At 62.5% G+C, this 17673-nt stretch carries 17 protein-coding genes; 6 read left to right on the top strand and 11 right to left on the bottom strand.

Annotation, left to right across the window (positions count from 1 at the left end; translation table 11 throughout):
* Window positions 1-185: 185 nt before the first annotated feature.
* Entirely contained in the window at window positions 186-410 is a 225-nt protein-coding gene (locus K0F86_RS18250; protein WP_010396348.1) for a hypothetical protein, read from the bottom strand.
* A gap of 142 nt (window positions 411-552) precedes the next feature.
* On the opposite strand from K0F86_RS18250, the gene K0F86_RS18245 reads away from it, so the two are divergent.
* Genes K0F86_RS18245 through K0F86_RS18235 form a run of 3 tightly spaced genes read left to right on the top strand, consistent with a single transcriptional unit; the run spans window position 553 to window position 3053 of the window.
* Window positions 553-1311 carry a phosphatase PAP2 family protein gene (locus K0F86_RS18245; protein ID WP_257572219.1) on the top strand — a complete coding sequence of 253 codons (759 nt, stop codon included), beginning with the start codon at window positions 553-555 and terminating at the stop codon, window positions 1309-1311.
* Window positions 1312-1316: 5 nt separating this feature from the next.
* Window positions 1317-2231 carry a diacylglycerol kinase family protein gene (locus K0F86_RS18240; protein ID WP_219135706.1) on the top strand — a complete coding sequence of 305 codons (915 nt, stop codon included), beginning with the start codon at window positions 1317-1319 and terminating at the stop codon, window positions 2229-2231.
* Window positions 2232-2234: 3 nt separating this feature from the next.
* Window positions 2235-3053, top strand: a complete 819-nt coding sequence (locus K0F86_RS18235) for a metallophosphoesterase (protein WP_219135705.1) — start codon at window positions 2235-2237, stop codon at window positions 3051-3053.
* 250 nt (window positions 3054-3303) lie between these two features.
* Here the strand turns inward: K0F86_RS18235 and cls are convergent, their stop codons facing one another.
* Together cls and K0F86_RS18225 are read right to left on the bottom strand one after the other, a co-directional pair.
* Entirely contained in the window at window positions 3304-4695 is a 1392-nt protein-coding gene (cls, locus tag K0F86_RS18230) for a cardiolipin synthase (protein ID WP_219135704.1), read from the bottom strand.
* Entirely contained in the window at window positions 4692-6803 is a 2112-nt protein-coding gene (locus K0F86_RS18225; protein ID WP_219135703.1) for a site-specific recombinase, read from the bottom strand. Before K0F86_RS18225 ends, cls begins: the two co-directional genes overlap by 4 nt.
* A gap of 317 nt (window positions 6804-7120) precedes the next feature.
* On the opposite strand from K0F86_RS18225, the gene K0F86_RS18220 reads away from it, so the two are divergent.
* On the top strand, window positions 7121-8230 hold the full coding sequence (locus tag K0F86_RS18220) for a porin (RefSeq protein WP_219135702.1): 1110 nt from the start codon (window positions 7121-7123) through the stop codon (window positions 8228-8230).
* On the opposite strand, the gene K0F86_RS18215 is transcribed toward K0F86_RS18220, so the two are convergent.
* From K0F86_RS18215 to K0F86_RS18205, 3 genes are all read right to left on the bottom strand, one after another.
* On the bottom strand, window positions 8218-8796 hold the full coding sequence (locus K0F86_RS18215) for a DUF3617 domain-containing protein (protein WP_219135701.1): 579 nt from the start codon (window positions 8794-8796) through the stop codon (window positions 8218-8220). The genes K0F86_RS18220 and K0F86_RS18215 overlap by 13 nt on opposite strands.
* A gap of 67 nt (window positions 8797-8863) precedes the next feature.
* Complete coding sequence (locus K0F86_RS18210; protein WP_219135700.1) at window positions 8864-10411, bottom strand: TerC family protein; 1548 nt, start codon at window positions 10409-10411, stop codon at window positions 8864-8866.
* Between the two features lie 84 nt (window positions 10412-10495).
* Window positions 10496-10771 carry a hypothetical protein gene (locus tag K0F86_RS18205; protein WP_219135699.1) on the bottom strand — a complete coding sequence of 92 codons (276 nt, stop codon included), beginning with the start codon at window positions 10769-10771 and terminating at the stop codon, window positions 10496-10498.
* A gap of 285 nt (window positions 10772-11056) precedes the next feature.
* On the opposite strand from K0F86_RS18205, the gene K0F86_RS18200 reads away from it, so the two are divergent.
* Window positions 11057-13903, top strand: coding sequence for a pitrilysin family protein (locus K0F86_RS18200; RefSeq protein ID WP_219135698.1), 2847 nt, complete (start codon window positions 11057-11059; stop codon window positions 13901-13903).
* 197 nt (window positions 13904-14100) lie between these two features.
* On the opposite strand, the gene K0F86_RS18195 is transcribed toward K0F86_RS18200, so the two are convergent.
* From K0F86_RS18195 to K0F86_RS18180, 4 genes are all read right to left on the bottom strand, one after another.
* Window positions 14101-14784 (bottom strand): OmpA family protein, encoded by a 684-nt coding sequence (locus K0F86_RS18195; protein ID WP_219135697.1) that lies wholly within the window; start codon window positions 14782-14784, stop codon window positions 14101-14103.
* A 167-nt stretch (window positions 14785-14951) separates the two neighbouring features.
* Window positions 14952-15098, bottom strand: a complete 147-nt coding sequence (locus tag K0F86_RS18190; protein ID WP_121670992.1) for a lmo0937 family membrane protein — start codon at window positions 15096-15098, stop codon at window positions 14952-14954.
* A gap of 184 nt (window positions 15099-15282) precedes the next feature.
* On the bottom strand, window positions 15283-15594 hold the full coding sequence (locus K0F86_RS18185) for a hypothetical protein (protein WP_219135696.1): 312 nt from the start codon (window positions 15592-15594) through the stop codon (window positions 15283-15285).
* Between the two features lie 99 nt (window positions 15595-15693).
* Window positions 15694-16350 carry a glycine zipper 2TM domain-containing protein gene (locus K0F86_RS18180; protein WP_219135695.1) on the bottom strand — a complete coding sequence of 219 codons (657 nt, stop codon included), beginning with the start codon at window positions 16348-16350 and terminating at the stop codon, window positions 15694-15696.
* A 177-nt stretch (window positions 16351-16527) separates the two neighbouring features.
* Here K0F86_RS18180 and K0F86_RS18175 point away from each other — a divergent pair, with 177 nt between their 5' ends.
* Window positions 16528-17304 (top strand): Crp/Fnr family transcriptional regulator, encoded by a 777-nt coding sequence (locus tag K0F86_RS18175; RefSeq protein WP_257572218.1) that lies wholly within the window; start codon window positions 16528-16530, stop codon window positions 17302-17304.
* 78 nt (window positions 17305-17382) lie between these two features.
* On the opposite strand, the gene K0F86_RS18170 is transcribed toward K0F86_RS18175, so the two are convergent.
* The gene (locus K0F86_RS18170; RefSeq protein WP_219135694.1) at window positions 17383-17601 is read right to left on the bottom strand and encodes a glycine zipper 2TM domain-containing protein; all 219 of its coding nucleotides are present in this window, start codon (window positions 17599-17601) and stop codon (window positions 17383-17385) included.
* Window positions 17602-17673 lie beyond the last annotated feature (72 nt).

Here is a 17673-nt window from a genome sequence, read left to right as displayed (position 1 = left end):
GGTACTGGCGCGTTCCCGGCGTGGCCGGGCGAGGCTTTCAAGCAAGGTCGTCGAAAGCCCCGGAATACGCCTAGAAAAATCGTAGCGAGCGGCAACGAGTTGTGGCTAAGAAGCGCAGCTGTACTTTAGTACAGCGAGCATCGCAGGCCGCAAATCGCGCCGCGCAGTAGATTTTTAAGGCGTATTTAATGCGCTTTAGATAATATTAAAAGCCAACGGCGCATCAGCAGCACTTCAACATAGCCCGGCTCGATGCCCGTACCGCACTCGATCAGGGGATTGACGGTGTAGTAGCGCTTGCGGAAGTCGCGGCAGACGAGGATTTCGCGCTTGCCCATGCGGACGAGGAAAGAGCTTGGGGCGTATTCCAGGCCGAACCGTGAGCCAAAACCGCTATTCAATGTTGCCATGACAATTCCTTTGAGGGAGATGTGTTGAACGAGTCATCAGAATAGCATAACTACTGTATGAAAACACAGCTACTGTATGAATAAACAGTATTTTTTTTACGGGTGTGGTTTTTTTGATCATCACCAGGGACATGAAAGAGAGATGAGTTTGCAAGAGAAAAATGACATGGGCATGACCACGGGCTGGACCATGAAACTGCGGCGCTTCGTCGAGGCGCGCCTGTCGCCCGAAGGCGAGCTGGGCCTGCATATGACGGTGGGCGTGGCGCTGATGCTGGTGGCCATCGTGGTGTTCCACGAGATCGCCGAAGCGGTGATGGGCATGGCCCAAATTACCGTGATCGACCTGCAGGTGGCGCAGTGGTTCAACCAGCATGCCGTGCCGTGGATCACCAGCTGCCTGCTGGTCGTCACGCACCTGCACGGCGTGATCGGCGCCATCACCCTGGCGACCCTGCTGGGCTGGTATCTGCACCGCAAGGGCGCCACCTACTGGTTGTTTACCCTGCTCATTACCATGCCGGGCGTCATGTTTTTGAACCTGCTGCTAAAGTACATTTTTGTCCGCGCGCGGCCCAGCTTTGACGAACCCATCCTGCAGACGGCCCTGAGCACGTACAGCTTTCCGAGTGGCCATACGGCCACCTCGACGGCCCTGTACGGCTTGCTGGCTGCCTACCTGATTTGCCAGACGGCGCCGGGCGCCTGGGGCAAGCGCATCGCCATCGCGCTGGGCGCCTTCCTGATGGCGGCGCTCGTGGGTTTCAGCCGCATCTACCTGGGCGCGCATTACCTGAGCGATGTGCTGGCAGCCATGGCGGAAAGCTATGGCTGGCTGGCCATCTGCATCGCCGGCGTGTCGACCCTGCGCCGCCGCCGGCATATCCGGCAAACCACATAAGGGGAATGATCCTGAGTAAAATTGCAGTCATCATCAACGGGGGCGCCGGCTGTGGCTATGCGCCCGATTGGGCGCAGCAGCTCGAAGCACAGTTCCTGGCCGTAGGCCTCGACGCCGCCATCACCCTGGCGCAAAGCGGCGCCGACATGATCGCCACCGCCGAGCAAGCCTTGCGCGATGGCGCGCCCATCGTCGTGGCCGGTGGCGGCGACGGCACCATCAATGCCGTCGCCTCCGTCGTTGTCGGCAGCGGCACGCCGTTTGGCGTTTTGCCGCTGGGCACCCTGAACCATTTCGCCAAGGATTTGAATATTCCTTTGGCGCTTGATGCGGCCATCGCCAATGTGGCGCACGGCGTGCCGCACCAGGTCGACGTGGGCGAGGTGAATGGCCGCATCTTCCTGAATAATTCCAGCCTGGGTCTGTATCCCGATATTGTGCGCGATCGCGAAAAGCAGCAGCGCCGGTTGGGACGAGGCAAGTGGCTGGCCTTCAGCTGGGCGCTGGTGGCGGCTTTGCGCCGCTATCCGTTTCTCAGCGTGCAATTGAAACTCAACGACGCCGTGCATGCGCGCCGCACGCCTTTCGTCTTCATCGGCAATAATGAGTATCTGATGGAAGGCTTGAATATCGGCGAGCGCGAACGGCTCGATGGCGGCCGGTTGAGCCTGTACGTGGCGCAGCGTCCGGGCCGCCTGGGCTTGCTGAAACTGGCCTTGCACGCGCTGTTCGGCAAACTGTCGCAAGCCAAGGATTTCGATATGCTGACGGCCAATGACTTGGAAATTGCCACGAAACACCGCCGCCTGCGCGTGGCCACCGATGGCGAAGTGACCATCATGAATACGCCGCTGCGCTACCGCATCCGTCCCGCCGCGCTGGACGTGATCGTGCCCGCGCGGGCGCCAGCCCAGGAGTAGGCCATGCGTACCCTCGTGCATTTATCCGATTTGCATTTTGGCAAGGTCGATGCGGCCCTGCTGGCGCCCCTGCGCTCCCTGGTCGAGCGCCTGGAGCCGGACGTCGTCGTTGTTTCCGGCGACCTGACGCAGCGCGCCCGCAGCGTTCAATTCCAGCAGGCGCGGGCTTTTCTCGACAGCTTGCCGGGGCCGCAGGTCGTGGTGCCGGGCAACCATGACGTGCCCCTGTATAACGTCTTTTCCCGCTTCCTGACGCCGCTGGTGAAGTACCGGCGCCATGTGACGGACGATTTGTCGCCCGAATACGTGGACGAGGAAATCGCCGTGCTGGGCATCAACACGGCCCGCTCCCTGACGTTCAAGGATGGCCGCATCAGCCACGAGCAGATCGATGTGCTGCGTGAACGCCTGGGCCGTTTGCCGCCCGGTCTGACGCGCATCATCGTCACGCATCATCCATTCGACTTGCCCGAGCATTTCGACAAGGATGACCTGGTGGAGCGCGCGCCGCTGGCGCTGCAAATGTTTTCCGAATGTGGCGTGGACCTGTTGCTGGCCGGCCATTTTCACGCCAGCCATGCAGGCGACACCTCGGCGCGCTACAAGATCGACGGCTACGCCGCCCTGATGGTGCAGGCGGGCACGGCCACGTCCACGCGGGGCAGGGGCGAGTCGAACTCGTTCAATGTCATCCGCATCGAAGACAGCGGCATCCGGGTCGAGCGCTACAGCTGGAGTGACGAGAAGGCCGACTTTGAAAAAGTCAGCACGGAAGCGTTCGAGCGCCAGGGGGGCGTGTGGGCCAGCTTGCGGCCGCTGTAGGTCGGATTAGCGCGGCGAAGCCGCGCGTAATCCGACGCTATTGTTGGCTTTGATAATAGCTGTGGTGATGTCGGATTACGCTGATGTCGGCTTACGCTGCGCTAAGCCGACCTACGCCGACCTACGCCGACCTGCACCGGTAGCAGGAGTAGCCGGCAAAATGGCCAGGGCTAGGCGCGTTGCCGAAGACAGTACGAATAGTACGGCGAGGCAATGCAACAACGCCCTGGACTTTTTGACGGCTACTCCCTTACAGCCAGTAGTTCATGAAGCGCGCCGCCCATTCCTTCATGCGGTCCGAGATGGGCCGCGTTTCCCATTTCGCCCTGGTGATCTCTTCCGAGTCGCGCAAGTCTTCCTGGAAGGCGTTTTCCATTTCGCGGCCGAAGCTGTCGCCCAGCACGATCACGTTCAGTTCGCTGTTATGCAGGAAGCTGCGCATGTCGATGTTGGTCGAGCCCACGGTCGACCAGGCGCCGTCGATGACGGCCGTCTTGGCGTGCAGCACGGCCAGTTTTAAATGAAAAATGCGGATGCCGCCGGCCAGCAACTGGTCGTACAGTGCGTGTCCCGCATGGAACACCAGGCCGCTGTCCGACACGCCGGGCAGCACCACGGTGACGTCCACGCCCCGCTTGGCGGCGGCCACCAGCGCATCGACCGTCTGCTGGTCGGGCACGAAATAGGCGGACGTGATGTGGATCGATTTCCTGGCTTCCTGGATGGCTAAAATATACGCCTTGTAGATTTCAAAGCCGCCGTCCGGTTCGCTGGCTACCACGCGCACCAGCTTGTCGCCCACTTCGGACAGCACGGGGAAGTAATTGGCGTCCGGCAAGTCGGCCTGGTCTTGCTGGGCCCAGGTGCGGATGAACAGCCACTGGAAGGCGGCCACGGCCGGGCCTTCCACTTTCACGTGGGTATCGCGCCAGCCCACGTCCTTCTTGTCGGTGGGTTTCGATTTCGAGCGGAACAGCGAGCTTTTCGCATAGGTATCGCTGATATTGACGCCGCCCGTAAACGCCGTCTTGCCGTCGACGATCAGCACCTTGCGGTGGTCGCGGTTGTTGATCTTCCAGTCGTCGCCCTTCAGCTTGGCCGGATTGACGGGGTTGAAGGCCACCAGGCGCACGCCGGCCGCGCGCATGCGCTCGAAAAACGCCTGTGGCACGCCGATCGTGCCCACGCTGTCGTAGATGACGTTGACCGTCACGCCCGATTGCTGCTTTTCGATGAGCATGTCGGCAAATTTCATACCCAGCGGGTCCTGGTCAAAGATGTACGTTTCCAGGTTGATACTGTGTTTCGCCTCGCTGATGGCCTGGAACATGGCGGCCATCGTTTGCGGGCCGTCAAACAGCAGGGTCACCTTGTTGCCCTTGATCAAAGGCACGCCCGTGGCCGCCTCTTCCAGCGCGGCCTGGGTTTTCAAGTCCATGCCGGACTTGGCCCAGCGCTTGTTGAGCAGGGCGGCGCGGCTGTTGACGTTCAGCAAGGCGCCCTTGCCCGTGATCACATTCGGCCTGGCCACGGGGGCCAAGGTGGTGTTGAGGTTCTTGACATTGGGCAGCGAGGCGCATGCAGCCAGGGTCCAGCACAGCAGTAGGGCGGTGAGGCAGGATTGCATGCGCCTGGTGGTCATTTTTGAGCCTTGGTCGTGGGTGACAGGTTTGCCGTATCATCGGCCAGTGCCAGGGGTGGCGGGTTTTTCGAACCGAAGAAGAAGACGATGGGCGAGCGCAGGAAGCGCTTGCCCAGAATCTTCAACAATTGCATGCCGTGCTTGAAGCGCACCTGGCGCGAACGCAGGGCTACCCACAGGGCCAGGCCGAAGCTGACCAGCAGGTTGGCCGTGCCGATGGCGAAGATGCCCGACAGCGACTTGACGGCCAGCTGCCAGCTCATGTTGTGGTCCAGTCCCACCAGCGCCGTGGCGAAGTTGGCGGCCGAGAAGGTAATGTGGCGTATATCGATGGGCAAGCCGATCAGGAAACCCAGGGTGCCGATGGAGCCCAGCAGGATACCGAAATAGAAATTCCCCATCAGGCCGCCCAGGTTGTTTTCCAGGTACAGTCCCAGCCGCTGCAAGCGATCCTGGCCGATGACGCGGCCCAGGCCGCGCAATTGCGCGATGCGCTGCGCCCAGCGCGTGTACAGCGCCTGATTGTCGTAGTAGCCGGAAATCAGGCCGGCCACGAACAGGCACACGCCGGCAATCATGGCGTAGAAAATGGCGGGGCTGCCGATGGGGTCGATATCGTGCAGCAGATGCATGGCTTTTTCCGGCGACACCAGGTGGTGGCCCGTGATCGCCTTGTAGCCGAGCGCGATCAGCCACGCCGTGGGGATGGCTGTGGCCAGGTTGCCCAGCACGGCCATGTTTTGCGTGCGGAAGACCTTGTTGATCAGTTCCGCCATGCTGTCGAGGTCGATATTCCGGCCATCCTTGCTGTGCAGGCCGGCGGCGATGCGCGAGGCCGTCATGGCCGGCTGCTTGGTGGCCACCGTGAAGTGCAACAAGTGGATGAACATGAAGCCGATCGAGTAATTCATGCTGAACATGAACGCTTCGACCAGCGGCGCCGAGCGCAGATACGACATCAGGATCTTGAATAACGCCATGAAGCCGATGATCACGCCCGCGCCCGCGGACGAGAGGAACATGGCGCCCATCTCGCGCCGGTTTTCCGCGATGTAGTGCTCGCCCGTGCGGCTGGCGTTTTCCGTCACATTGCGCGCCAGCAAGTTGATATTGTCGGAAAACAGGTCGCTGACCTTGTATTTGTGGTTATGCGCGCGGATCAGTTCCAGCGCCAGCCCTACGGCGCCCGCGCGGCGGCGGCTGACCGGTTGCGGGTGCAGCAAGTCTTGCGTGGCGTCCACCGTGATGGCGGCGATATCCACGTTGCTCGATGCGGGCAGCTCGCCGCTCGTGTCGACGAGGAACAGCAGCTTGCGCAGGCGGTCGATGCTTTGCGCCAGCGCCACCAATAGATAGGTGAGGGGAATGCTGGTGCCCTGGTACAGGGCCTTCTTGCGGATCTTGGCGATGACAGCATCGCACTGGTCCAGCATCACCAGCAGGTGGCGCGCATCCTCGATGTGCTCGATGTTGCCTTGCAGTAAATTCGTGTAAGCGTCCAGGTAGGCGTTCACTTCCGTGTTCTGCACCATGAATGGCGACTGGAACACTTCGATTTCATTGTGGAAACGCGTCAGCTCCGGTTCCAGTCCCATGGCGCAGACGCGGTAGGACAGGGTGCGGATGGCGTCGAGTATGCCGGGCAGCATGATATTGCCATCGCCGACGGCCAGTTCGATGTCGTCGCTGGTGAGCACGTCGAACAGCTCCAGCCAGTCCGTGGCGGGCACATTGCTGATCCACAAATAATCGGTCTTGAGGTACAGCACCTGGTCGAGCGCGTCGTTCAGGTATTCGTCGCCCAGGGCGGGGGGCAGCATGCGGTAGGCGATGCGGCGTTTCAATTCGGTGAAAAAACCACTGTTCGACAGCACGCCGATGTCCGTGTACAGGCTGGCGTGGCGGCGCGCGGCCAGCACGCGCAGCACGTATTCGTGCAGGGCGCGCGCTTGCGCGGGGTTACCTTTGAGAAGCTGGCGCAGGGTGCGCACGTTGGCGATCGCGGTAGCGCTGTCGTGCGGGCGCTTGGGACGCAGTGAGTTGAATAATTCCACCAGCAAGTCGATATTGCTGGAGTTCGGGTCAATGCGTTCGAGGATAGCTAGCATGCAGAAAAACGGGCGAGCCGCTGTCGGTAAAACCAGTAGTGTACCGCCTGCGTCAAATCGCGCAACGTTCGCCACCGAACATTGCTTTGCGGCAGGGCCTGCTTTTCACGCCATTTTGCCGCAGATTGCCACAATCATGGTCACTCTTGCGTGTTGTCAGTGTGCGACTCTTTTCCCGGGGCTAAGCTGAAGTTTCTGTTGCACAACGCACGGATGGCTGGACAAAAAGCGAGGATAAGGTAACACTAAGATCAGACACACAGCGCATGTCCTGATCAATACCGGGAAGTTTCACCCACGTCACCGAGATATTTATCATGAAGACCTCGTATTTTGCGCTTGCTGTGATAGGGATGGGGCCGTTCGCGCTGGGCGCAACGGCCCAGGCCGCCGATGGCGCGGGCAGTGCCGCATCCAGTAACGTTGCCGTGTACGGCGTGCTCGACGCGGGCATCGTTGCCGAACGGGGCTGTGCCGCCAATTGCGCCGGCAGCAAGGTGTCCGGCGGCGTCGCGTCCGGCTCGCGCCTGGGGCTGCAGGGCCGTGAAGCGCTGGGCAATGACGTGTCCGCCGTATTTGCCCTGGAAGCGGGCGTGCAGAACGACACGGGCCAGTCGGAAGACGGCCGTCTGTTCGGCCGCCAGGCTTACGTGGGCCTCGACAGCCGCCTGGGCGCGCTGACCCTGGGGCGCCAGTACAACCTGCAATACCTGGCGCTCACCGATGTGGCCGACCCGTTCAAGGGCGGCATGGCCGGCAGCGCCAGCAACCTGGCCGGCTACAGCGTGAAACGCTACGACAATACCGTCAAATACGTGTCGCCTGCCTTGCGCGGCGTGTCCGCCAGCGCCATCTACAGTTTTGGCGAGTCGCCGTACAGCAGCGCCAACAACCGCGCGTATGGCGCCACCCTCGGCTATTCGGCCGGTGCCGTGAATCTCAGTGTGTCGCACCAGCGCAAGAACAACTTCATCCTCGCCTCCGGCACCTTGCCCGCCATCGACATGTCGTCGCGTAACACCCTGATCGCGGCAAATGTCGACCTGAAAGTGGCCACCGCCTTTGCCGCCGTGGGCGTGAACAAGGGCTATGGCAGTTCGCCGTGGGACCCCAGCAATGCGTACGGCTCGCTGGCCCTGTCGATGTCGTCCTCGGACAGCCGCGACACCCTGCTGGGCGTGTCCGTGCCCGCGGGCGGCTTCAAGCTGCTGGCGTCCTGGGTGCGCAAGGATGACCGCGACCTGGCCAACCGCGACGCCACGCAGGTCGCCGTCGGCCTTACGTATTCGCTGTCAAAACGCAGCGATTTCTACGCGTCCTACGCGAAGATCCACAACAAGAACGGCGCCCGCTACACGGTGGGCAATGCCAGCGATGCGGGACGCGGCGACGCGGCTTTTAATATGGGCTTCCGTCACGGCTTCTGAGCAGCAGCGGTTGATGGCGCAGGGCAGCCCGCTCCCAGCCACTTGCCGTTGCTCGTCACATTCACCTGTTCCGGCGTGCCGCGCGCGCTGGTGGTCACCGCCAGCTGCATGCTGAACGCCTGATCGCCCGTGAACATGACCTTGCCTTCGCCGCTCGATTTCGGCTTCGTGCAGCTGAATGACACGTGCATGCCGCCCGCGATGTCGCTGTTCTTCGAGGTGCAGTCGCCGGGCTGGCCTGTGGGAATCTGCTTGCGCGCGGCCATGTCCGGCGTCACGCACGCCGTCACGCGCACGGCGCCGTCGGCGCCCACGGTGGGCATGGCCATGCCGCGGCTGGCGGCCATGCTTTCCAGTTGCTTGCGTTGATCGGGAGGAAGGTTGCCCAGTTGCTGCAGCACCATGGACATGGCGTTGTCGGTGGCGGCATCGGGCGAGGCCATCTTGCTGTCGACTTGCCACAGGCCCGGCTTGATGGTGGCTGCCTGCGAGGCGGCCATGACATTGGCGTGGGCGCCCAAGGCGGCGCAGGCCAGCAGGGTCAGGCGTAGCAGGGATCGTTTCATGTTGGCATCTCCAAAAAAGGCAGACCCCAGCATACGGCATGGCAAGCGGGACACGCTTGCCATTGTGTTACAAACTGTGATCGGGCTCGATGCGGCGCACGTCCACGCAGGTGATGCGGCGCTCGTCCGCTTCGACGATTTCATAACGCAGATCATCGAGCTCCAGCACTTCGCCCACGGCCGGCATGTTTTCGAAGTGCGCCAGCAGGAAGCCGGCCAGCGAGTTGTAGTCGCCGTCTTCGCTGACCAAGGACTCCGTCTCGAAGACTTGCTCCAGGTAATGCAGGTCGGTGGCGCCATCGATGCGCCAGTGGCCTGGGCCCAGCACCTCCACGTCGGGCAGCTCGTCCTCGTCGGGGAATTCGCCGGCGATGGCTTCGAGGATGTCGATCGGCGTGAGCACGCCTTGCACGGTGCCGAACTCGTCGACCACCAGCACCAGTTGGCCACGCGAGCGCTTCAGGGTTTCCATGGCTTTCAGCACGCCGGCCGCTTCCGGCACGACGACGGCTTCGCGCATGCTGGCCGGGTCGATCTTGCCATGCGAGACGAGGTCTTCGATCAGGTCCTTGCTGCGCGCGATGCCGGCCACATTGTCCAGGTCATCATTGCAGACAGGAATCATGCTGTGCGGTGTGTCGCGCAGCAGTTGCAGCATCTTCTCGCTGCTGTCGTTCAGGTTGACCCACGAGACGTCGCCGCGCGGCGTCATCACGGAGCGGATCGAGCGTTCGGCCAGGGTCAGCACGCCGCTGACCATGTTGCGCTCTTCCACGCCAAAGGCGGAGACATCGGGCATTGCCTTGACTTCATGCTCTTCGACGGCTTCGCGGCCCTTGCGCCCGCCCAGCAGGCTCAGTACGGCTTGCGCCGTGCGGTCGCGCAGCGGCGCGTTCGACTGCAGCTTGAGGAAGTTGCGGCGCGCCAGCTGATTGAAGAACTCGATGACGATGGAGAAACCGATGGCGGCGTACAGGTAGCCTTTCGGAATGTGGAAGCCCAGGCCTTCGGCCACCAGGGAGAGGCCAATCATCAGCAGGAAGCTCAGACACAGCACCACGACGGTGGGGTGGGCGTTGACGAAGCGCGTCAGCACCTTCGAGGCGAGCATCATGACGACGATGGAAATGACGACGGCCGCCATCATCACGTACAGGTTGTCCACCATGCCGACGGCCGTGATGACGGCGTCGAGCGAAAAGACAGCGTCGAGCACGACGATCTGCGCCACGACCAGGCCGAAGCCGGCGTAGACTTTCGGGCCCGTCTGGGCATGCGTGACGCCTTCGAGGCGCTCATGCAGCTCGGTGGTGGCCTTGAACAGCAGGAACAGGCCGCCGACGAGCAGGATCAGGTCGCGCCCGGAAAACGAGAATGTCCCTAGGGAAAACAATGGCGTGGTCAGGGTGACCAGCCAGGAAATCAGCGAGAGCAGGCCCAGGCGCATGACAAGGGCCAGGGTCAGGCCCAGCACGCGCGCCTTGTCGCGCTGGTGCGGCGGCAGCTTTTCCGCCAGGATGGCGATGAAGATCAGGTTGTCGATACCCAGTACGATTTCCAGTACGACCAGCGTCAGCAGGCCGACCCAGATTGTCGGGTCAAATAACCATTCCATGTGTGTAACCTTGTAAAGTCAATCAATATAAAGCGTGCCCGGCGGCGGATTGCCCCGGGCCTGAATGCGCTGCGTGCTGCGGTGTCAGTGGCGGACGCGCGGCGGCCGGGTGGCCTGCCGCGCGTCCGCCTCGGCAAGTGCTCCCGGTCCCGCCTGCCAAATGATGGCGCAAAACGGCGCCCCCTGGCGCGAGGTCGGGTATAGCGTGATGGGGTCGTTGTCGCATTCGTCGGCGTCGCAGTTGTCACCGGGCAAATCCGCATGGGCGCCGGGGTCAAGGCAATCGGTGACGAAGGCAGGCGTGGCGGTAGTGCCGGCCGCGATTGCATGCTGGAATGGGGAAGGACTGGCGTAAGCCATGCTGGCGAACGCCTGGGGCAAGGCGATGAAAACAAAAAGGCAGAGCAGGACGAGAGCTCGTCTCATATACAGGCAGATAGTTCTGGAACCGTGGAGTATAACACGGGCATATAACAGCTTGATGACAGGGACTTGCGTAACTGATAAGTATGCCGTAAATTGTGAGAGCAATCATTTCCCTGGGCAGCGAAGACGCAGCGCGGGTCCATGGCAATTCTTGCGTTCGTATTCCATTGCGCCCGCTTTTGCGCTCGTCTAATAACGTAGTGTTACCAGGATTCTGACTTGAAACCTATTACCGCCCTCTTGCTTGCCGCCGGCATCCTCTCGCCGTCGTTCATCCTGGCCGCCACCCCGGTGGAAGCCGCACCGACCCAGAAAACCGGCAAGGCCGCACCGAATCGCGGCGCCGCCGTCAAGGTCACGTCCGTCGAAGGCATCACCGAATACCGGCTGAGCAATGGCTTGCGCGTGCTGTTGTTCCCCGATGCCAGCAAGCCGACCCTGACCACCAACATCGTCTACCTGGTCGGTTCGCGCCATGAAAACTATGGCGAAACGGGCATGGCCCACTTGCTCGAACACCTGCTGTTCAAGCCCAGCGCCAACTTCGGCGTCAGGAAGGGCACGAAAACCCCCGTCGAGATCCTGAATTCGACGGGCGCGCAGTTCAACGGCACCACCTGGTACGACCGCACCAATTACTACGCCACCTTCCCCGCCAACGACGACAACCTGCGCCAGATGCTGGCCATGGAAGCGGACCGCATGGTCAACGCGGCCATCGACCAGAACGACCTGTGGAACCCCGTCACGAAAAAAGGCGAAATGACGGTCGTGCGCAACGAGTTCGAAATGGGCGAGAGCGACCCGATCGGCGTGACCAGCGAACGCATCCAGGCCATCGCCTACGACTGGCACAACTATGGCAAGTCGACCATCGGCGCCCGCTCCGACATCGAACAGGTGAACATTCCCCGTTTGCGCGCGTTTTATCATAAATATTATCAGCCGGATAACGCCGTGCTGATGGTGGCGGGCCGCTTCGATGAAGCCAAGGTCTTGCAACAGATCAATGACCTGTTTGGCAAGATCCCGAAACCCACGCGCGTGATCGAACCCACCTACACGGCCGAGCCCGTGCAAGATGGCGAGCGCGCCGTGACGGTGCGCCGCAGCGGCGGCACGCAATTCGTCGGCGCCGGCTACCACGTGGCGCCGTCCGGAAACCCGGACGCCGTCGCCATCGAGGTGCTCGGCCACGTGCTGACGGACGCACCGGCCGGCCGCCTGCACAAGGCGCTGGTGGAAACCAAGCTGGCCAGCAAGATCGAATACAACTCCGTGAGCAACCTGGAGCCGGGCTACAACCTGTTCGGCGCGCTGGTGCCCGTCGATGGCAACCTGGATGCGGCGCAAGCGGCCATGCTGAAAGTGCTGGAAGAGCTGAAATCGCAGCCGATCACGGAGGCGGAAGTGGCGCGCGTCAAGCAGCAACTGAACAAGCAGGTGGAACTGATCACCTCGAACACGGCGCGCATGACGATCGCCCTGACGGAGTCCCTGGCGGCCGGCGACTGGCGTCTGTTCTTCCTGCAGCGCGACCAACTCGACAAGCTGACGACGGCGCAGGTGCAGGCAGCGGCCGAGAAATACCTGAAGAGCTCGAACCGCACCCTGGGCCGTTTCATCCCCACCGATGCGCCGGACCGCACCGTTGTGCCGGCCTACGCCGACGTGGCGCCGCAACTGGCCGGCTACACGGGCCGCGCCGTGGTGGCGCAGGGCGAGATGTTCGACCCGAGCCCCGAGAATATCGAAGCACGCACCCAGCGCTTCACCTTGCCGAACGGCTTGAAGGGCGCCTTGCTGCCGAAAAAAACCAAGGGCAGCACCGTCAGCGTCGTGCTGAAATTGCAGATCGGCAGCGAAGAGAGCTTGCGCGGCAAGGGGCAAGTGGGCAGCTACACGGCCAATCTGTTGTCGCGAGGCACGGATAAACTGTCGCGCCAGGAAGTGAAGGACAAATTCGACCAGCTGGGCACGCAAGTGGCGATCACGGGAGGCGCCGAGGGCGTGACCGCCATGCTGACGGGCAAACGCGAGAATTTGCCGGCCGCCATGGACCTGCTGGCGCAAGTGTTGCAAAAGCCGGCCCTGAACGAAACGGAATTCCTGGAATTGCAGCGCGAGCAGGTCGGCCGCGCCGAGCAGGAATTGCCTGAACCGCAGCCGCAGGCCGTGAACGCCTTCCGCCGCCTGCTCGACGCCACGCCGCCAGGCCATGTGCGCCATATCGGCACCTTGCCGGAAGAACTGGCGCAATGGAAAGCCATCCAGGTGGCCGATGTGAAAGCCTTCCATGGCGCCTACTATGGTGCGTCGAGCGCCACCTTTACCGCCGTGGGCGACTTCGATCCGGCCGCGCTGAAGGCGCAAGTGGCCAGCCTGTACGGCAGCTGGAAGGCGCAGCAGCCGTATGTGCGCATTCCCGACGCCGTCAAGCCCGTCAGCGGCGAGAAAGTCACCCTGGAAACGCCGGACAAGGCGAATAGCGTGCTGTTCGCCATCCAGCCGATTGCGCTCAAGGATGATGCCGCCAGCTATCCGGCCTTGCTGATCGCCAATCACATGCTCGGTGGCGGCGCCTTGCGCAGCCGTCTGGCCGACCGCATCCGCCAGAAGGAAGGCCTGTCGTACGGCGTCGGCTCGCAAGTGACCGTGCCATCGCGCGAGCCGGCCGGCTTCTGGTTGGCCTACGCCATCAGCGCGCCGCAAAACACGGTCAAGGTGGAAGCGGCCCTGCGCGAGGAAATCGCCAAGGTGCTGGCCGACGGCTTCACGGAAGCGGAACTGGCCGAAGCGAAGAAGGGCTGGCTGCAATCGGAAGAAGTGGGCCGCACGCAGGACAGCGGCCTGGCGCGCGGTCTGGCCGATTACCTGGCGCAAGACCGTACCATGGCCTACGACAAGGACCTGGAAGCGAAAGTGGCTGCATTGACCTTGGCGCAAGTGAACCAGGGCTTGCGCGAGTACCTGAAGCCAGCGGCCGTGTCGATCGTGACGGCGGGCGATTTTGCCAAGGTGGCGAAAGAGGGCGAAAGCGGCGCCAAGGCAACGACGTCGAAATAAGCTGTTTTAAATAAAGAAGCCCACTGGCAAGTGACCTTGCCAGTGGGCTTTTTGCTGTTGTCGTTGACGTAATAGTCACGACACCGAACAAAACCGTAGCGAGCGGAAGGGAGAGGTGGCCGAGAAGCGGAACCGTACTCTAGTACGGTGAGCATCGCAAGCCACCTATACCGACGCGCAGTAGGTTTGGTTCGGTGTTACCCCCGTGGGGCTAGCTCTGCTACGTAGATTTCCACGCGGCGATTGCGTGCGCGTCCGGCCGCATCCGCATTCGAGGCGATCGGCTCGCGGGCGCCGCGGCCTTCCGTGACGACGCGCGTTGGCGACACGCCGCGCATGGCCAGGTAGTCGCGCGTGTGGGCCGCGCGTTCCACCGACAGCGGTTCGTTGATGGAAGCGCTGCCCGTGCTGTCCGTATGGCCGATGATGCTGACCGTGGTGTTCGGGTTTTCATTCAGGGTGGCGGCAAAACGGTCGAGAATGGGGCGGAAGTTGCCCTTGATGTCGGCGCGGTTGGTGTCGAAGGAAATATCGCTTGGAATTTCCATTTTCAGGCGGTTATCGGCCGTCTGCGACACTTGCACGCCCGTACCCTGTGTCGCTTGTTCCATCGCGCGCTTCTGGTTTTCCATGCGGTTCGACCAGATATTGCCGACCACGGCGCCAGCTGCCGCACCGAGCAGGGCGCCGCCGGCCGTGCGGCCGCCGCTGCCGCCGCCGGTGGTGCCGCCGATCAAGGCGCCCAGGCCCGCGCCGATGCCGGCGCCCGTGGCCGTGCCACGTTGCGTCGAGGACATATCCGCGCAGCCAGTGGCGGCCAGCGCGAGGACCAGCATGCCGATCAGGGATTTGGCGCCAGGGCCGTTTTTGAATGCTTTCATGGATTTTCTCCTTGTTTTGTTATTGGGACATACCCAGGACTACCCGTACACGTTACTGCAAAATGAAGCTGCTTGCCAGTGCGTGCCCACTGTCGGTAAATGGCGGCAAAAGAGCGGCGCCCGTTTGCACGCGCGCCGCTCTTGTCAGGCCAGGCTAACGGCCTGGGCTATAAACCGCGCCCGCTGATCAGGCGCAACAGGATCATGATGACCGCGACTACCAGCAGGATGTGGATGAAGCCGCCAATGGTATAGGAAGTTACCAGGCCCAGCAGCCAAAGAATAATGAGTACGACGGCGATTGTATACAACATGATATGTCCTCCGAGAGTAATGTGTGGATGACGGCGACTGCCTTGCCCTTGCGGGCGCTGGCGCGTGGCGCCGTCATCGGTTTTTTGTCATTGCGCGGCGATTGGGTCGCTGAACGCTGATGCCATGACTAAGTGTCTACTTTGTTTCGCTTGAGTTCTGTACGCTGTCGTACACAAGGATCAACTATCGGGACCGGTCAGCGTGGTCATCTGCCATGCCCGGTATCCAGGCCAGCATGCCGGCCATGCCGACGGCGCCCGCCAGGCAGCTGACCATGCCGCCCGTCAACAGCAGCATCACGCCGAACACGGGGGCGCTCGCTTGCAATGGCGCCAGGTCCAGCGCGCAGAAGCCCAGCGCGGTGGCCAGAATGCCGGCCCCGATAAAGCCGAGCCAGATCCGCTTACCGCCTGCCTTGTCGTTTTCCATCGCAGCTCCTTGAAGATATTCGTTGAACTTTCCTGAGTGCATCATCTCGCGGGACGGCGTACTCATCTGTACGCCAACGAACATTGCCAAAAAGAAAACGCCCGGATGGGCCGGGCGTGTGTTCGATTTGCCACGCATGGCGGCAGCGATACCGCCGCGGTTCGCTTAGCCGATGGCGCGCAAGCCGCCGTTGACGACGCGCACACGGTCGCCCTGGCGCCAGTTCGGCGCGGCGCTCTGGTGCACGGTGCGCGTCTTGCCGTTATCGAGGCGCACGACGATGTTGTAGCTGCGCGTGGCGCGCACGCTGCCTTCGATCTGGTTGCCGGCCACGGCGCCGCCAACGGCGCCCAGCACGGTGGCCAGCTGCTTGCCGTGGCCGCCGCCCACCTGGTTGCCCAGCAAGCCGCCGACGACGGCGCCGCCGGCCGCGCCCACGCCGCTGCCTTCGGCGCGCGTATTGACTTCATGGATGGCTTCGATCACACCACAATTGCTGCACACCTGCGGCGCCGGGGCGGCCGCATATTCTTGCTGTGGCTGCTGCTGTGGCTGCGGCTGGCGCACGGGTTGCTGCTGTTGTTGCGGCGGCAGGGCGGCCAGCGCTTGCGCGCCGGCAGGCTGCAAGTTCGCTTGCGGCTGGTTCGCCTGCAAGCTGGCCAGCTGTTTGGCCGACGTGCTGGCCGCCAGTGGCTGGGCATCGCGCTGGGACGAGGGCAGCCAGCCCATCAGGGCCGCCGTGCCCACGCCGCAAAACAGCAGGACGGCGACGGCGGCGGCAAGCACCAGCGGATGGAGGGATTTGGTGGTGGTAGTAGTCATGGAGAGCTCCTTGGTTTTTTTGAAATAATGAAATGGGTAGTGCGTGTTATCCGTGCATGCAGCCAGTGTGCTGTGCTGCGTGCCCCGCTTCCGTGCGTCACCGTACATACAGGGACGGTACTGCGCCGTAGGCTAAGTAAAAATTATGTCGAGTTGTAACGACACCAAGGAAAAGCAATGCCACCAACGAACGCCAGCATGACCCTGTCCCGCGATGCAGGCCGATCCGGCCTGGGCACGCCTGCGGGCGCGCTTGATGCCGGTAACCGCTTGCTGGCCAGCCTGCCCGAGCACGACTTGCGGCACCTGACGGCGCTGTTCGATAGCGTCACGGTCGAGGTGGGCGAGGTGCTGTACGAACCGGGCCAGCATATCGGTCACATCTATTTCCCCGGCGACTGCCTGATCTCGCTGCTGGCTGTGGCGGAAGGCCGCATGACCCTAGAAGTGGGTTCCGTCGGCCGCGAAGGCGTGCTGGGCGCTTCCGTCGCGCTGGGCCATGACCTGGCGCAAGTGCGTGCCGTGGTGCAACGTTCCGGTACGGCCAGCCGCATCGGGCGGGCCGAGTTCTGCGCCGAGTTCGCCCAGCTCGATTCCCTGCAGCGCCTGCTGTACCGCTACACGGACACCTTGCTGGCGCAAGCCATCCAGATTGCCGTGTGCAGCCGCTTTCACGTGCTCGAGGCGCGCCTGGCCCGTTCGCTGCTGATCACGCGCGACCGCCTGCAGTCGGAAAAATTTCACCTGACGCATGAATTCCTCGCCCATACCCTGGGCGTGCGGCGGGTCGGCGTGACCAAGGCGGCCAGCGCGCTGCAACAGCAAAAACTGATTACCTACAGCCGCGGCAATATCGAAATCCTCGATTCGGCCGGCCTGGAAGCCGTTTCCTGCCGCTGCTATGCGCTGGTCAAGGACAGCGGCGCCATCGGCATGGCCAACGTCTTCGTCTGATTTTCCTCATCTGTGTGCCGCGGACGCAAAAAAGCGGGGTGGGCGCCTGGGCACCCACCCCGCTTTCTTGAGCGCCAATTACTTCGGCTTGACCTGGTTACCGATCACGCCGCCGACTGCGGCACCGCCGACTGCGCCGACAGCGCTGCCGCCGGTCAGCACGGAGCCGGCAACGGCGCCGATACCAGCGCCGATGGCCGTGTTTTTATCCTGGCCCGACATATTCGCGCAAGCGGTCAGGCTCAGCAGCAGAGCGACAACGGAAGTGGTAGCGGCGATTTTTTTAATGATTTGCATGATAGTTCTCCTATGAATTCGGACCTCGTGGCGCCGGCCTGGCAGGGGGCCGGTGGAATTTCGTATCGCCAC

Origin of the sequence: Janthinobacterium sp. UMAB-60, from assembly GCF_900095235.1 — a bacterium.
Lineage (GTDB): Bacteria > Pseudomonadota > Gammaproteobacteria > Burkholderiales > Burkholderiaceae_D > Janthinobacterium.
Note: the sequence above shows the minus strand (reverse complement) of the source record. Positions and strands in the feature narration are given on the sequence as shown.

Coding starts and splice junctions, on each gene's coding strand:
- K0F86_RS18215 (WP_219135701.1), bottom strand. CDS start 8,796: ATGAAACGATCCCTGCTACGCCTGACCCTGCTGGCCTGCGCCGCCTTG.
- K0F86_RS18190 (WP_121670992.1), bottom strand. CDS start 15,098: ATGTTGTATACAATCGCCGTCGTACTCATTATTCTTTGGCTGCTGGGC.
- K0F86_RS18185 (WP_219135696.1), bottom strand. CDS start 15,594: ATGAGTACGCCGTCCCGCGAGATGATGCACTCAGGAAAGTTCAACGAA.
- K0F86_RS18235 (WP_219135705.1), top strand. CDS start 2,235: ATGCGTACCCTCGTGCATTTATCCGATTTGCATTTTGGCAAGGTCGAT.
- K0F86_RS18205 (WP_219135699.1), bottom strand. CDS start 10,771: ATGGCTTACGCCAGTCCTTCCCCATTCCAGCATGCAATCGCGGCCGGC.
- K0F86_RS18170 (WP_219135694.1), bottom strand. CDS start 17,601: ATGCAAATCATTAAAAAAATCGCCGCTACCACTTCCGTTGTCGCTCTG.
- K0F86_RS18220 (WP_219135702.1), top strand. CDS start 7,121: ATGAAGACCTCGTATTTTGCGCTTGCTGTGATAGGGATGGGGCCGTTC.
- K0F86_RS18245 (WP_257572219.1), top strand. CDS start 553: ATGAGTTTGCAAGAGAAAAATGACATGGGCATGACCACGGGCTGGACC.
- K0F86_RS18250 (WP_010396348.1), bottom strand. CDS start 410: ATGGCAACATTGAATAGCGGTTTTGGCTCACGGTTCGGCCTGGAATAC.
- K0F86_RS18175 (WP_257572218.1), top strand. CDS start 16,528: ATGCCACCAACGAACGCCAGCATGACCCTGTCCCGCGATGCAGGCCGA.
- K0F86_RS18180 (WP_219135695.1), bottom strand. CDS start 16,350: ATGACTACTACCACCACCAAATCCCTCCATCCGCTGGTGCTTGCCGCC.
- K0F86_RS18195 (WP_219135697.1), bottom strand. CDS start 14,784: ATGAAAGCATTCAAAAACGGCCCTGGCGCCAAATCCCTGATCGGCATG.
- K0F86_RS18225 (WP_219135703.1), bottom strand. CDS start 6,803: ATGCTAGCTATCCTCGAACGCATTGACCCGAACTCCAGCAATATCGAC.
- cls (WP_219135704.1), bottom strand. CDS start 4,695: ATGACCACCAGGCGCATGCAATCCTGCCTCACCGCCCTACTGCTGTGC.
- K0F86_RS18240 (WP_219135706.1), top strand. CDS start 1,317: ATGATCCTGAGTAAAATTGCAGTCATCATCAACGGGGGCGCCGGCTGT.
- K0F86_RS18210 (WP_219135700.1), bottom strand. CDS start 10,411: ATGGAATGGTTATTTGACCCGACAATCTGGGTCGGCCTGCTGACGCTG.